Annotated in this window: 15 protein-coding genes and 3 pseudogenes; 5 read left to right on the top strand and 13 right to left on the bottom strand. The window is 36.6% G+C overall.

What is annotated here, in order from left to right:
• Nucleotides 1-78 precede the first annotated feature (78 nt).
• Together dut and coaBC are read right to left on the bottom strand one after the other, a co-directional pair.
• A complete protein-coding gene (gene dut / locus AYJ55_RS04170; protein ID WP_063654435.1) occupies nucleotides 79-537 on the bottom strand; it encodes a dUTP diphosphatase in 459 nt (152 codons plus the stop codon).
• Nucleotides 515-1729 carry a bifunctional phosphopantothenoylcysteine decarboxylase/phosphopantothenate--cysteine ligase CoaBC gene (gene coaBC / locus AYJ55_RS04165; protein ID WP_063654654.1) on the bottom strand — a complete coding sequence of 405 codons (1215 nt, stop codon included), beginning with the start codon at nucleotides 1727-1729 and terminating at the stop codon, nucleotides 515-517. Before coaBC ends, dut begins: the two co-directional genes overlap by 23 nt.
• Before the next feature lie 557 nt (nucleotides 1730-2286).
• Here coaBC and AYJ55_RS04160 point away from each other — a divergent pair.
• Together AYJ55_RS04160 and AYJ55_RS04155 are read left to right on the top strand one after the other, a co-directional pair.
• Nucleotides 2287-2424 (top strand): annotated as a pseudogene (locus tag AYJ55_RS04160) (helix-turn-helix domain-containing protein); the annotation flags it as partial.
• Nucleotides 2425-2461: 37 nt separating this feature from the next.
• Nucleotides 2462-2671: an IS630 transposase-related protein gene (locus AYJ55_RS04155; protein WP_063654431.1), complete on the top strand. Its 210-nt coding sequence runs from the start codon at nucleotides 2462-2464 to the stop codon at nucleotides 2669-2671.
• Between the two features lie 3 nt (nucleotides 2672-2674).
• Here the strand turns inward: AYJ55_RS04155 and AYJ55_RS04150 are convergent.
• The 6 genes and pseudogenes from AYJ55_RS04150 to AYJ55_RS04125 form a co-directional block, all read right to left on the bottom strand.
• A pseudogene (locus AYJ55_RS04150) lies at nucleotides 2675-3355 on the bottom strand (IS3 family transposase); the annotation flags it as partial.
• 153 nt (nucleotides 3356-3508) lie between these two features.
• Nucleotides 3509-3718: a hypothetical protein gene (locus AYJ55_RS35530; RefSeq protein ID WP_187153166.1), complete on the bottom strand. Its 210-nt coding sequence runs from the start codon at nucleotides 3716-3718 to the stop codon at nucleotides 3509-3511.
• A 14-nt stretch (nucleotides 3719-3732) separates the two neighbouring features.
• A complete protein-coding gene (locus tag AYJ55_RS35525; RefSeq protein ID WP_162505487.1) occupies nucleotides 3733-3942 on the bottom strand; it encodes a transposase in 210 nt (69 codons plus the stop codon).
• Nucleotides 3943-3985: 43 nt separating this feature from the next.
• On the bottom strand, nucleotides 3986-4474 hold the full coding sequence (locus tag AYJ55_RS04135) for an IS630 family transposase (protein WP_063653499.1): 489 nt from the start codon (nucleotides 4472-4474) through the stop codon (nucleotides 3986-3988).
• Entirely contained in the window at nucleotides 4443-4808 is a 366-nt protein-coding gene (locus AYJ55_RS04130) for an IS630 transposase-related protein (RefSeq protein WP_063653415.1), read from the bottom strand. The genes AYJ55_RS04135 and AYJ55_RS04130 overlap by 32 nt, the downstream gene beginning before the upstream one ends.
• Nucleotides 4809-4927: 119 nt before the next feature.
• On the bottom strand, nucleotides 4928-5827 hold the full coding sequence (locus tag AYJ55_RS04125) for a transposase family protein (RefSeq protein ID WP_063653812.1): 900 nt from the start codon (nucleotides 5825-5827) through the stop codon (nucleotides 4928-4930).
• An 89-nt stretch (nucleotides 5828-5916) separates the two neighbouring features.
• On the opposite strand from AYJ55_RS04125, the pseudogene AYJ55_RS35520 reads away from it, so the two are divergent.
• Together AYJ55_RS35520 and AYJ55_RS04115 are read left to right on the top strand one after the other, a co-directional pair.
• Nucleotides 5917-6419 (top strand): annotated as a pseudogene (locus tag AYJ55_RS35520) (type II toxin-antitoxin system death-on-curing family toxin); the annotation flags it as partial.
• A 997-nt stretch (nucleotides 6420-7416) separates the two neighbouring features.
• Nucleotides 7417-8154, top strand: a complete 738-nt coding sequence (locus AYJ55_RS04115; protein ID WP_063654425.1) for a helix-turn-helix transcriptional regulator — start codon at nucleotides 7417-7419, stop codon at nucleotides 8152-8154.
• Here the strand turns inward: AYJ55_RS04115 and AYJ55_RS04110 are convergent.
• Nucleotides 8125-8787, bottom strand: coding sequence for an acyl-homoserine-lactone synthase (locus tag AYJ55_RS04110; RefSeq protein WP_063654423.1), 663 nt, complete (start codon nucleotides 8785-8787; stop codon nucleotides 8125-8127). The two genes, AYJ55_RS04115 and AYJ55_RS04110, sit on opposite strands and share 30 nt — an antisense overlap.
• Before the next feature lie 643 nt (nucleotides 8788-9430).
• Here AYJ55_RS04110 and pfkA point away from each other — a divergent pair.
• Nucleotides 9431-10411 (top strand): 6-phosphofructokinase, encoded by a 981-nt coding sequence (pfkA, locus tag AYJ55_RS04105; RefSeq protein WP_063654421.1) that lies wholly within the window; start codon nucleotides 9431-9433, stop codon nucleotides 10409-10411.
• Between the two features lie 70 nt (nucleotides 10412-10481).
• On the opposite strand, the gene glpD is transcribed toward pfkA, so the two are convergent.
• The 4 genes from glpD to glpE all read right to left on the bottom strand — a co-directional run bounded on the left by glpD (nucleotide 10482) and on the right by glpE (nucleotide 14173).
• Complete coding sequence (gene glpD, locus AYJ55_RS04100; protein WP_063654419.1) at nucleotides 10482-11978, bottom strand: glycerol-3-phosphate dehydrogenase; 1497 nt, start codon at nucleotides 11976-11978, stop codon at nucleotides 10482-10484.
• A 219-nt stretch (nucleotides 11979-12197) separates the two neighbouring features.
• A complete protein-coding gene (locus AYJ55_RS04095) occupies nucleotides 12198-12956 on the bottom strand; it encodes a DeoR/GlpR family transcriptional regulator (protein WP_063654417.1) in 759 nt (252 codons plus the stop codon).
• A 65-nt stretch (nucleotides 12957-13021) separates the two neighbouring features.
• Nucleotides 13022-13828: a rhomboid family intramembrane serine protease GlpG gene (gene glpG / locus AYJ55_RS04090; protein WP_063654415.1), complete on the bottom strand. Its 807-nt coding sequence runs from the start codon at nucleotides 13826-13828 to the stop codon at nucleotides 13022-13024.
• A 15-nt stretch (nucleotides 13829-13843) separates the two neighbouring features.
• A complete protein-coding gene (gene glpE, locus AYJ55_RS04085; protein ID WP_063654413.1) occupies nucleotides 13844-14173 on the bottom strand; it encodes a thiosulfate sulfurtransferase GlpE in 330 nt (109 codons plus the stop codon).
• Nucleotides 14174-14223 lie beyond the last annotated feature (50 nt).

The raw sequence follows: 14223 nt of genomic DNA, 5'->3' as shown, positions 1-14223 counted from the left end.
CCACTCAATCCTTGCCTTTCATCATTTATAAAGCACAAAATTTAACAAATTTATAATATTTTGTAAATAACAAGATTATCATTGACGACCTGAATGACCAAAACCACCACTACCTCGTTTTGTCGTTTCAAAATCTTGTACCAGATCAAACTCAACTTGAACAATTGGTACAAAAACCATTTGTGCTATACGCTCACCTGGTTCAATAGTAAAACTTGTATCACCACGATTCCAGACTGAAACCTTCAATTCACCTTGATAATCAGAATCGATTAAACCGACTAAATTTCCTAATACAACACCATGTTTATGTCCTAAACCTGAACGAGGAAGAATGACTGCAGCTAATTGTTGATCTGCAATATGCACTGCTAATCCTGTAGGTAATAGCTCAGTTTGACCTGGTTCTAATTTAATAGCCTGATCTAAGCAAGCTCGTAGATCTAACCCAGCAGATCCTTCTGTCGCATAAGTTGGCAACGGAAATTTATTTCCTACACGAGGATCAAGAATTTTAATGTCTATTTTTTTCTTCATAACGTTGAAGTATCTCATCGAGTAAACGGTGACCAAGCTCTAATTTATGGCTATGTGGTAAATGTATCTCTTTATCTTCCCAAAATAAATTCAAGGCATTGCTTTCTGAATTAAATCCATGATCAGCTAATGAAACATCATTTGCACAAATAAGATCCAGATTTTTTTGGGTACGCTTATTACGGGCATATTCTTCCACATTTTGTGTCTCTGCTGCAAATCCAACGACATAAGGACGATTTTTAGTCAATTTACCAACACTTGCCACAATATCAGGATTTTTTACCAATGTCAGAGTAATTTCATCTGCCTGCTTTTTAATTTTTTCTTTTGTAAACTCTTTTGGTCGATAATCAGCAACTGCGGCACATCCAATAAAAATTTCTTGCTTATCAATTATATTATGTACTTGACTATACATCTCCAACGCACTGACAACATTAATACGTTTAACGCCTGCTGGTGTTGGTAAATTAACTGGACCGGTAATAAGTGTTACATTAGCCCCTCGTTCTGCAGCAGCTTGTGCTATCGCGAAACCCATTTTTCCCGAACTATGATTAGTCACAAAACGAACGGGATCAATTTCTTCTTGTGTTGGCCCAGCAGTAGTTGCCAAATGCAGGTTTACCATATCTAGCTTATGCTGAAAACTATTCTTAGCTAACTCAACAATAGCTAATGGCTCTAACATTCGACCAGTGCCAACATCACCACAAGCTTGACTACCTTCATCTGGACCCCAAACTAAAACATGGCGTTCTTTAAGTATTGCAATATTTTGCTGAGTAATATTAGCGCGATACATCTGCTGATTCATTGCCGGTACGACAGCTATTTTTGCCTCTGAAGCTAAACAGACCGTTGTTAATAAATCATTCGCCATACCAACGGATAAACGAGCAAGCAAATCTGCAGTTGCAGGCGCTAAAATAATTGAATCTGCCCATTTAGCTAATTCAATATGACCCATTGCAGCCTCTGCGGCAGGATCCAATAAATCATCAGCAACTGGATAGCCCGAAACAGCCTGTAGCGTCAACGGTGTAATGAAAGATTTGGCGGCATTCGTCATTACCACACGTACAATTGCACCATGGTCACGCAAACGACGAACTAATTCTGGTGTTTTATAAGCAGCAATACCACCACTAATGCCAAGTACGATATGTTTACCTGCAAGTTCTGCCATCATATATATCCAAATTCAAATGATGAGTCTACTGATATTACCATAAGCTGAAGTGTTAGGTGAGAATACCATCAATTTTTATCTATAAAAAAAACTTTTTTGCAAAACGCTACGCAACTGCGCTAGAAAATTTTGGCCCATATTTTGGCATGCTGTAACCTGTCAAAGCTACAAGGACATGAGTTTCGCACAGGCATATAAAATTCCAGAAATGGCTTAAAAGCAATGGTTAATTTGCAAGTTACTAAAACGTATAAATTTGTTTAAATTACAATAAGTTGCTTTTAATTTATAAGATTTTGTCTATTTATATATTATGCTGAATTAAACTTAAAAATAGGGCGTTTTTTTATTGGTGCAAAACTCGTGAAGGAAGATAGACAGGAAAAACATATGGACGAAATAAATTATGCACTTCAACTTAGAGAAAAGCTTTTAGCTTATGGGGCATCATCATTAAGTATATTAGTCTTAACTTAATCTGACAATTCTGATTTAAAAAAGAGCGTTACCGGTTTTAATTAACATCATTAAATAATTAAATAAAAGGTAATTCTATGTATCAAACAAATAATCCTATCATCAAACATAAAGTCGGGTTACTTAACCTCGCTGAAGAGCTTAATAACGTCTCAAAGGCCTGTAAGATTATGGGGGTATCCCGAGATACGTTTTATCGCTACCAGGAACTTGTTATAGCTAGGCGACTTAATTTTGATTACAAGGTGTGTTATGAGTTATACAATTGATTTTCGACGTAAAGTAATATCTGTAAGGAAAGCCGAAGGTTTAACAATTCGAGAAACTGCGAAACAATTCCGTATTGGAAAAGCGTCTTTAGTACGTTGGCTTAAACGACCAGAGCCAAAAAATTCAACGCCACGTAAGAGGAAGCTCGATAAAAATGCTTTAGCAAAAGATGTGGAACAGTATCCAGTGTAGTGGTCAACTAAAATTGGCCACCCTACCTGACTGTTCACGGAACAGTCGCTCTGATTCGTTTGGCGTTAATCCACCCTTATACCAGTGAGGTCTTATATCGCTATAGTAGTGGGTTATGTAGCGAATAATGGCTGACTGAGCAGTACTAAAGCTTTGGTAGCCAGTCGTTGGCACCCATTCGGTCTTCAGACTACGGAAGAATCGTTCCATCGGACTATTATCCCAACAATTCCCTCTGCGACTGATACTTTGGGTCATCTGATAACGCCACAATGCCTGCCTATACTGACGACTGGTATAATGACTTCCCTGATCACTATGGAACATCACCTGTTTGGGATGCCCACGCAGTTCCCAAGCCATTTGTAGTGCTTTGGCGGTTAATTCTGAGTCTGGTGCAAATGACATTGCCCAGCCCACCGGTTTTCGGGCAAACAAATCCAATACCACAGCCAGATAGGCCCATCGTGAGCCTGTCCAAATATAGGTTACATCGCCGCACCAAACCTGGTCAGGCTTTGTAACAGCGAACTGCCTATTGAGCAGATTTGGAATATCAATACGTTCATTTCCACCGCTGTTGTATTTATGTTTTCGCTCTTGGCAACTGACGATGATTAATTCTTTCATCAACTTACCCGCTAACCACCGCCCAAGTTTCACGTTAAGCCTGTTGCTCAATAGCAAAATTAATTATGACTTACAAAAAAACCAGCCGATGATGATAAAATCATCAATTTTTGCATTAAAAATAACCTATGTAAGATTAAAAAATAAACTATTTTTGTATTTTTTAGATGTATCTAACTTGTTTTTATTTTAAGCAACTTTATTTCACTATTGAGCAACATGCTTGTTGTGTGTATTGGTAACCATCGTGGCGATAGTCCTTGCGCCAGCAGAGCCGCCACTAACGTTACACGCTTCGCTGACTAGGCTACGTTTTATCGTCCGCTCAATATCTGGCTCCTTAGGCCGACACCAATAGCGATAACTGCTTCGGTGAACATTAAAAATACGACACAAAGTTTTCACCGGATAAAGCACTCTTAGCTTTTCAACTACCGAAAATTTTTCAGTGAGTCGGACATTAAGAGCGCAGTAGCCTTTTTTAAGATGTCATTCTCCATTTCCAGCCGGTGGATTTTTTTCTTCATTTCTCTGAACTCAATTTGTTCAGGTGTTAATGGCAGACCAGGCGATGTTTTCCCTTGACGTTCTAAACGAAGGGCTCTTACCCACCGGCTAATCGCTGAAAGACTGACGTTCATGCCTTTCGCGGCTTCCTGGTATAGCTAGGCGACTTAATTTTGATTACAGCATATGTATTAAAAACAGGTCATCGATAGTGCATCCTGTTTCCATCTTTTTACGTTTAGCTTGAGACCATTTATGTTCTATAGGATTTAAATCTGGTGAATACACAGGCAAATATTCTATCTGGTGTCCTGCGTTTATAATTGCCTGTTCAATATTCTTACCTTTGTGAAAGCTAGCGTTGTCCATAAAAATAACAGAATTTTCAGGAAGTTCTGGGAGCAATATTTTTGTGATCCAAACATAAAAAACATCACGATTAATATTGCAATCAAATAATCCGATAGCAAAAAGGGTTGTTCCCAATAAAGCGCCAATAACATTTGTTCTTCCCTTAGCACCCCAGTTTTTCAGGCCAAAACAACGGTGACCTTTTGGGGAATAGCCGTGAGTTCGTGGAGTGTCATGTGAAAAACCACTTTCATCAATAAAAACAACAGATTTATCTTTTTTTTCATACTGTTGTCTTTTTTGCTGATGTGCCAGCCTGTCGCTTTCGTTGGTTTTTGGATGGAATAGAGTTTTTTTTATAGGTTAATCCCAGCTTTTTAAGGGATTGCCAAATAGTCTTTTTACAAACACCGAATCGCTCTGCCCGTTCCTTTTGGTAAGCATCTGGATACTGTTCCACATCTTTTGCTAAAGCATTTTTATCGAGCTTCCTCTTACGTGGCGTTGAATTTTTTGGCTCTGGTCGTTTAAGCCAACGTACTAAAGACGCTTTTCCAATACGGAATTGTTTCGCAGTTTCTCGAATTGTTAAACCTTCGGCTTTCCTTACAGATATTACTTTACGTCGAAAATCAATTGTATAACTCATAACACACCTTGTAATCAAAATTAAGTCGCCTAGCTATAGCGGCAGGACAAACATATTTTGCGGTTTCAAGCGTGTTGCTTAATAGTGAAATAAGGGTATTTCGGTGATTGAAGTAAATTTTAGGCTGTTCTGAGATGGAAATTCCAAAGACCGGCACTAAGGAGTAAAAAGGTATCATCAATAAAGGGTCTACGATTCCGTAAAATTTGGGTCATACAACCGAGGCGCTTGATACCCGCGATGGCGTGTTCAACCGTAATACGGATGCCCGAGATTATTTTATTTTCTTGTTTTTGTTCAGGCGATAAAGGTCTTTTTCGAGTTCCTTTTTTTGGGATTTGTGTATTAGGATGCTGTTTATCTATACCTTGAAAACCGGTATCGGCCCAGATGGTTACCTCAGGGGGAATATGGCGAATTATATCGACTTTATCGAGTAAGCGTTTATCGTGACGGCGCCCATTTTTGATCATGGGGATAAATCCAATTTTCCTCGTTTCGTCAGTCATAATAAGCCCTTTTCGAGTGGTCTGTCTTTTCTTTCCCGAATACATTTTTTTTCGCCGACGCAGATTCTTAGGCTTTTGGACAGGTCGCTCTGTCCCATCAATAAAGACGTCTTTAACTCCAGGAAAGGCGCGAAAAAATTCCTCAGCAGAGCGAATTTGACGAGCGGGCAAAACACATTCTCGCCCCAAGGTCATCTCTAAAACCGGCAATAATATTTTTACCCAGCGACATACCCGTGTTCTATCTAAACCAAAAAGAAGTCCTTGCAAATCATAGGTCGGATAACATTTTAAATACAATAAAATAAAAAGCAGTTTATCTAATGGGGTTGGGATAAATCCTTTCTGCCCTGCACCCATCTGCCGCTCGTGATCTTTTCGATTCTTTTTCCGATAAATCAAATAACAAGCTGAAAATTCAGCGGCTAAATTTTTCAATTCTTCGACTGATAATCCAATGATTGCTTTACATAAACGATTATCTCGTAACAACCGCTCTTTGTTGATCATTTCAAACCGTTATTTTCTAAGTTAAACCTCTTTTTATTGTCTATAGCGTGACAAAAAATGCAAGTCTCTATTCAGCAACTATTTTTTCGACTAGGCGACAAGAGCTCGCAGATGATGAGGCATTTTAACCACTGAAGAAGATGAAAAAAGACTATTTCTACGTAATGAACTAAAAGAGTATAACAAGCTGTTAGTTGAAACAGTTCAGCGAGTAGGTGGAGAAGTAAATATTGATTTTACTATTTTCCAAAATCACGGTTATCAAGGTTTGTATGGTGGGCTAGAGCAGAAAGCAGTCCATCAGCGAAAGGAATTAAAAAAATCACATCGGATATTAGATCACATGGGGTCAATGGAGTTTACCGTAATTCAATGGCTGGCTATCGCCAGAGGTCACATTTTTAATGATGGCAATAAGCGTACCGCGTTTTTTGTTACCATGACTTTCCTCTACCGCAATGGTATCAATATCCGAGATAACGACAATACTTTGGAAAATTTAACGGTAGAAGCTGCTACCGGAGAAAAAACTGTTGATCAGTTAGCGCAGCAGTTAGGTGAGTTAGTAAATCGTATCGATCCAATTGGTTGAATAATCATTACTTTTCATATAGTTAACCAAAAATTAGCTTAGTAAAAATATAATCAAATAATGTTAGTAGTAAGCCACTATTCAGTACTGAAAATCATACTAGTTTATTAAGTTAAGGTATTTTTTAAAATTGTTAGCGTGGCTAAATAACGCACTTGTGTTGCTATGGTGTTGTTTTTTAAAACAGATATTGTTAATTAGTGACAGAACATTGAAAAATTCAATCATGATAAGCATCTATCGAAAAAATGTTGCTTATTTAGCGCATTTATTTTCATAAAGAATAAACCATTCATAATGTTTTTATATCGTAAAATTCTTAGATAATTTTAATATGTAGGATGTTCAATATATAACTAAATCACGAGTTTCGCACCAATAAAAAAACGCTCTATTTTTAAGTTTAATTCAGCATAATATATAAATAGACAAAATCTTATAAATTAAAAGCAAGTTATTGTAATTTAAATAAATTTATACTTTTTAGTAACTTGCAAATTAACCATTGCTTTTAAGCCATTTCTGGAATTTTATATGCCTGTGCGAAACTCGTGTTATAGAGCAATTGAGATAAGATTAAACTGGTTTTTAGAATGAAATATGGCTAATTAGTCGATATATTGATTTAATTATAAATAAATTTGTAAGCAAAAGTTTATTTCTTTGTTAAGGTTGATATATAAGTAAAAATTAAAGTTTTTCGAAGAAAAAATGAGTTATTAGTGGCAAATTATGATGAAAAAAACTATAAAGCCAGCAGAGACATCTTGCTTCTGCTGACTATATGGCTTTATGATATTGAGAAATAAATTTCCTGGTGTTGGCCAACTTGGCAGCCTGACCTTACATGAGGTCAGGTTTTTTTATTGCTTTTATATAAATCTAATAGCGACTTTACCTTTTTTTATGCTTCGATTGTAGTTAGACAAAAGTCTAGTTTTGTACTATACTTTTGCCCTGACACGGAAGTTATTATGCATTTGGGGGGAATTACTGGATGTTAAAGGCGTTTTTTGATAATGATACGATAAATAATGTAATAAAAAACTACTTAGATAAAGAATTAGCTGTTTTTGGGAAATTTAGGTATGCATATATAATCCTGAATAAAAGAAATCCAGCGGAAATGTATGCGATAACAAATTATCCAGATAAGTGGGTTGATATATATAAGGAAAGGAATTATCAACAAATAGATCCCGTTGTTATCTTTGCTCTTAATAGAGTTTCTCCTTTTGAGTGGGATAAAAGTTTGTCTGTTAATTCTAATATTGATTTCTCCAAAATTTTCAATGTTTCAAAAAATTATAATGTTGTAAATGGCTATACTTTTGTATTACACGATTATAATAATCACCTTGCTATGTTATCAATTGTGATGCTCAGTTCGGAAGTTGTGGAAATAGAAAAAAAGATAAAAGAGCATAAAAATGATTTGCATATGCTTCTTCTTGATGTTCATGAAAAAATCACCTCTCTGTATCGAGAGATGATTATACGAAACTATCAAAACCCAGCAAGAGGAAAAGATTGTTTTTCACCACGCGAAAATGAAATTTTATATTGGGCTAGTATGGGAAAAACTTACTCGGAAATTGCAACCATACTAGGTATAAAATTGGGTACAGTAAAATTTCATATTGGCAGTGTTGTGAAAAAATTAGGCGTTATGAATGCTAAGCATGCAATAAGACTAGGTGTCGAATTACAACTCATTAAGCCTATCTCCGAATGACGGATATATCAATGGCCATTTTTTTAAATTATTATTAACAAGTCTGTCATAATGCCTCCTTATTCTTCCAATTAACTTATTTTGATTTTTAGAATCTATAGGCAAAAGCAGTAGATACACTTTTTCATTTTTCTCTGATAAACCTTGTTCGATGATCGAAACTTCCCAACCGGATCGCTCTACTACTTTTAACATACCATGGCTGATAATAGTTAGAATCCCATCATAATCGCCTTTTTGCGCATAATTAATCATCGCTAAACATAGTATAAAAAAGACAGGATATTTGTCGCAATTTAGTTCTTTTGTTCGGTCTTTGGCCACAAAAAAGCGGCTTGATTCAATATAGTTTCCTTTAGGGAGGTTGAGATGCTTAAAAAAAGGGGCAAATGTGCCTGTGATCATATTAGGAAATTGCATTTCAATAAATCTAACACTACAGATAATGGTGTTACTTCTTACGCCAAATAGATAGTTAGCCTTGTCATTATCATATTCATCAAACTCCATGCCATTAATACAATTAACTGCCCAGTTAAGGCGATCTTTAAATGTTTCTTTTCTTAACGTAAATAATTCTTTTGATTTTTTTTCAGTCAAAAGGTTGTAGTTCACATCGAATATTTCTAACATTTTTTCTCCATTATTTCATTTACTCGCAGATCCTATATTTAAAATTACTAAAATATTTCTATCTAGCGATACTATTTTTCGATTTCCACTATGGGTAATAATGCCTGTTATATTTTGCCTTCTCTATAATTTTTTGTACACTAGTGGTGTTAAGTTTATATATGCGTTTTTCGATGGAACTAACTGACTTATAAGGAATATTTTAGATGAAGTGCAAATCGGAGGTGTAAATTAATCGGATAGTTTTTAATTAAAAGTTAAAATTTTTTATAGATAAAGTTAGGTATGCTAAAAAGACATAAAAAGCGTTTTATTGATAGCGTTAGTTTAAGAAAAGTAATCTATATATTTATAGTATAAAAAAATTAAACTATCTATTAAGATAACTGAATTATCCGCTAAATATATATTTTATTAACATAATGATTAGACATTTTTTTATTTAATTATTTTAATGATAGCATTTGTAATATTTATACTAAATTTTACCTTTATCAAAGAAAGTTAATAATTTAAGCATTCGGTAAAAGTTTTATCGTATAATAACAGTAAGCCGAATCAATTCAGCCAGTTATAGCCATAAGCAAAATGCATGAAATTATGGTTTTTATACTTGTAGCAATATATTAAATCAGAGGTCACCATGAACAAAAAAAAAGGAATAAAAAAAGTTGGCGTTTTAACCAGTGGTGGTGATGCGCCAGGAATGAATGCTGCTATTCGTAGTGTTGTGCGCATGGGACTCTCTGAAGATTTAGAAGTTTATGGTATCTATGACGGCTATATGGGACTTTATGAAAATCGAATAAAAAAACTCAACCGTTTTAGTGTTTCTGATATTATTAATCGCGGGGGTACTTTCTTAGGCTCTGCCCGTTTTCCTGAATTTCGTGATAGTGAGAAGGTAAGAACCCAATCTATTGATAATATGAAAAAACATAATATTGATGCCTTGGTTGTCATTGGTGGAGATGGCTCTTATCGTGGCGCAAAGAAGATCACTGAAGCGGGCTTCCCTTGTATAGGTGTACCCGGAACTATTGATAATGATGTTGCCGGTACTGATTATACGATTGGTTATTTTACCGCTTTGGATACCATTGTTGAAGCAATTGATCGTTTACGTGATACCTCAACTTCCCATAAACGTATTTCGATAGTTGAAATAATGGGGCGTCATTGTGGTGATTTGACTTTATCCGCGGCTATTGCTGGAGGCTGTGAGTTTGTGGTATTACCCGAAATACCTTTTGATAAGGAAGAGTTACTGACAGAAATTAAATCTGGCTTAGCAAGAGGTAAACGTCATGCGATTGTTACCATTACTGAACATATTTATGATGTTAATGAATTGGCAAAATATATTGAAAAAGCAACGGGGCATGAGACACGAGCAACGGTTTTAGGTCATATTCAGCGAGGAGGTAGCCCAGTAGCGAGTGATCGAGTTCTGGCATCCCGTATGGGCGCTTACTCTATTCAGTTACTTTTACAGGGATATGGTGGGCGCTGTGTTGGTATCCAAAATGATAAACTGGTTCATCATGATATTATTGATGCAGTTGAAAATATGCAACGTAAGTTTAAGCAGGATTGGTTAGATACGGCGAAGAAACTTTATTAACTGGTTTGAGCGGGTCGTAGCCGATAAAGTTTCGATATAAGCCTCATAAATTTATGAGGCTTATATGGTTTTATTGCGTGATGGTTGTATTTTTAGTCAGCCATTGCGTTATTCGTTGTTTCTCGTCATCATTGAGCCACATACCTAATTTGGTTCTACGCCAGATGACATCATCTAACTCTGTAACCCATTCATTTTCGACTAAATAACGCAATTCAGCTTCATATAAATTGTGGCCAAAAGCTTCACCTAGATCTGATAACGATTGTGCTTGTTTTAAGATCAAATTGCTATTACTACCGTAAGTGCGGGCATATCGCAATGCAATGCCTTCTGGTAACCATGGGTAGTGTTTGCGTAATAGTTGGGCATAACCGTCACGATCACAGCCTTCGATATCACCACCAGGTAGCGTTGCTTCTTTAGTCCACGCTTTGCCGGCATTAGGATAGTAATGAGCTAATTTATCTATCGCATGTTCTGCAAGTTTACGATATGTGGTTAATTTACCGCCGAAAACAGATAGTAAAGGTGCTTTTCCTTGTTCATCATGGATGTCGAGGGTGTAATCACGTGTAATAGCTTGAGGTGAATCAGATTCATCATCACATAATGGACGTACCCCAGAGTAAGTCCAGACAATATCTTGCTGTGTTAACTGTTTTTTGAAATGATCGTTATAAACTTTTAATAAGTAATTGATTTCATTATTATCTATGTGAACATCTTTTGGATCACCTTGATATTCGACATCGGTAGTACCGATAATAGAAAACTCGTCCATCCAAGGAATAACAAAGACAATACGATGATCTTCATTTTGTAAAATATAAGCTTGTGAGCCATCGTGTACACGGGGTACAACAATATGGCTACCTTTAATTAGCCGGATACCGTAGGGAGATTTTAATTGTAACCCTTCATCAAAGAAAGATTTAACCCAAGGTCCTGTTGCGTTTACTAATCCTTTTGCTTGCCAAGTTTCTTTTTTACCCGTACGTAAGCCTTCTGCTTCTACGACCCAAAGCCCATTCTCACGCCAAGCTCTCGTCGCTTTAGTGCGAGTTCGGACGTCACCTTTATGTCTGAGAATTTCTTGTGCATTGAGGACAACTAAGCGTGCATCATCTACCCAACAATCTGAATATTCAAAACCTTTTGTTAATTCTGATTTTAAGACAGAGTTTTTACCAAATTTTAGCCCTTTACTTCCGGGTAGACTGGTACGTTTACCGAGGTGATCATAAAGGAAAAGGCCAGCACGTATCATCCAAGCAGGACGAAGATGAGGTTGATGAGGTAGGCGAAAACGCATAGGGAAAACGATATGAGGAGCAAGCTTAAGCAAAACTTCACGTTCGGCAAGCGCTTCACTAACTAAACGAAATTCATAATGTTCTAAATAGCGTAATCCGCCATGGATTAGTTTGGAACTAGCAGAAGAAGTTGCGCTAGCAAGATCTTGAGCTTCTAATAGTAATACTGATAATCCTCGACCAGCAGCATCAGCGGCAATACCTGCACCATTTATACCACCACCTAGCACAATTAAATCTTTTGTTTTCATGCGTCCCCCAATGTTCGAGATTGCTCAAATATGTTCGCTTTCGCTCACAATTTTAATCAAATTAGATTCTAAAGCCAACTATTATTAAGTGGAGAAAAACCATTAAATTGATGCTATTTATCATTTATTGGAAAAATAGAGCAAAAATAGCAAACTAATTAAGAAGTATAGCCACAGAATAGAGCAGGAAATAAGAAAATCTCTTGCGACAAGTGAGCATTAGCATATTTCAAGTGTTACATTATGATGCTCAATCATTTTGTAGATGTTTGCAGGAGGTGCTTTGTCAGTAAAAAGATAATCAATCACCTCCATACTACCTAGGTTAACCATTGCATTGCGACCAAATTTTGAGTGATCAGTAACCAGCATAACGCAACGAGAATTTTCAATAATTGCTTTTTTTGTTCGTACTTCATGGTAGTCGAACTCGAGTAATGAACCATCTCCATCGATACCACTGATGCCTAAAATACCATAGTCAAGACGGAATTGAGTTATAAAATCTAAGGTTGCCTCACCAACAATTCCTCCATCACGGCTGCGAACTTCTCCTCCTGCTAAGATCAGACGAAAATCCTCTTTTGCCATAAGTAGGGTTGCAACATTAAGATTATTAGTGACGATCCTTAAATTTTTATGATCCAGCAAAGCATAGGCGACAGCTTCTGGTGTAGTACCAATATCAATAAATAGTGTAGCTCCATTGGGGATTTGACGGGCAACATGTTGAGCAATCCGTTCTTTTTCGCTCGACCACATCATCTTGCGATCGTGGTAAGCAGTATTAACAGAACTTGAAGGAAGCGCGGCACCTCCGTGATGGCGCTGAATTTTATTTTTTTCCGCCAGTTCATTGAGATCACGACGGATAGTTTGTGGGCTGACATTGAAATATTCAACTAACTTTTCAGTACTTACATAGCCTTGAATACGGGCAAGTTCGATAATAGTATCATGGCGTTGAGTTCGCTTCACAAAAACCTCAAGTATCACTATATGTATTGGTCATGTTTGGTATTATTTGGATTATGTCTATTATCTCATAATCCCATTAATAAACCGATAATTAACCCGGCAGTGTGTGCCGTGTTAGCTATTTTCATGCCAAAAATATCAAAGTAACCAAGAAATAACAATAAAACAGCAAATATCATTAACCCTCTTGGAATAGAAATACCTTTTTCTGGGTGACGTTCACCGGTTAACCAAACGTAGCCAATCAGCGAAAAAACTACGCCGGAAAGACCACCAAAAGCAGAGCCACTAAAGAGCGATTGCCCCCAATTACTAAAAAGAGCTGATACAATAACAATGACAAATAGTTTACCTGTACCCAATTGGCGTTCTACCTGACCACCTAAATACCACCACCACATTAAATTAAATAAAATGTGCATCAACGAAAAGTGAAGTAGGGCGGGGGTGAATATTCGCCAGATTTCAGTATACTGAGTACTTGATGGCCAGGCAAGATAAGCCATTACGGCGTCATTACCGGAAATTAACATCCAAATATAAATAAAAATAGATAAAAAGAAAACGATGATGGTTAGTGGCCCAGATTGTTTTTTTAAATAATCGACAGTTAGATAATTACGGTAGCCAAATTTTTTATCAATACGTCCCGTTTGCCAACTTGCTGCCTGATAACGTGAATTAAGAGGATCTTGCATAAACAGCTTCAGTTCTTGCTGCACTTGATCGAACTTATTTTCATCATGTAGCCAGAGATCAAAAAATTTTCCCCGTGGTTCTGCGCGCATTTCGATAACAATGTTTTGCATCGCAATATAATCAATAAATGCTTGTGCTAATCTAGGATTTGCTATAGAAATTAAATGGATCATAACCAGTTATATCGCTTACGAGAGTGAGTTGATGGTGTGTGGGTATTCTCTCAACCACGCATCAAAACCACCATTTATGCTATAAACAGTTTCGAAGCCCATATTAACTAAATATTGTGCTGCGCCTTGGCTACTATGGCCATGGTAACACATTACCATTATTACCGGCGTGTCAAAGTCTGTTTGCTTAATAAAGTTATTTAAGGTCTCATTCGTGAGATGGTAAGCGCCTTTAATATGCGCGGAATGAAAACTTTGTGGGTCACGAATGTCGACCATGATGATGTCACCTGTTTGCCAAAGTTTAAAGGCTTGTTCAACTGTAATTAATTGAAAATTATCCATAGTAATCTGCACAATATTATTTTACATTCAGAAAAACAAGATACTCTCTG

The organism is Candidatus Arsenophonus triatominarum (genome assembly GCF_001640365.1).
Lineage (GTDB): Bacteria > Pseudomonadota > Gammaproteobacteria > Enterobacterales > Enterobacteriaceae > Arsenophonus > Arsenophonus triatominarum.
Note: the sequence above shows the minus strand (reverse complement) of the source record. Positions and strands in the feature narration are given on the sequence as shown.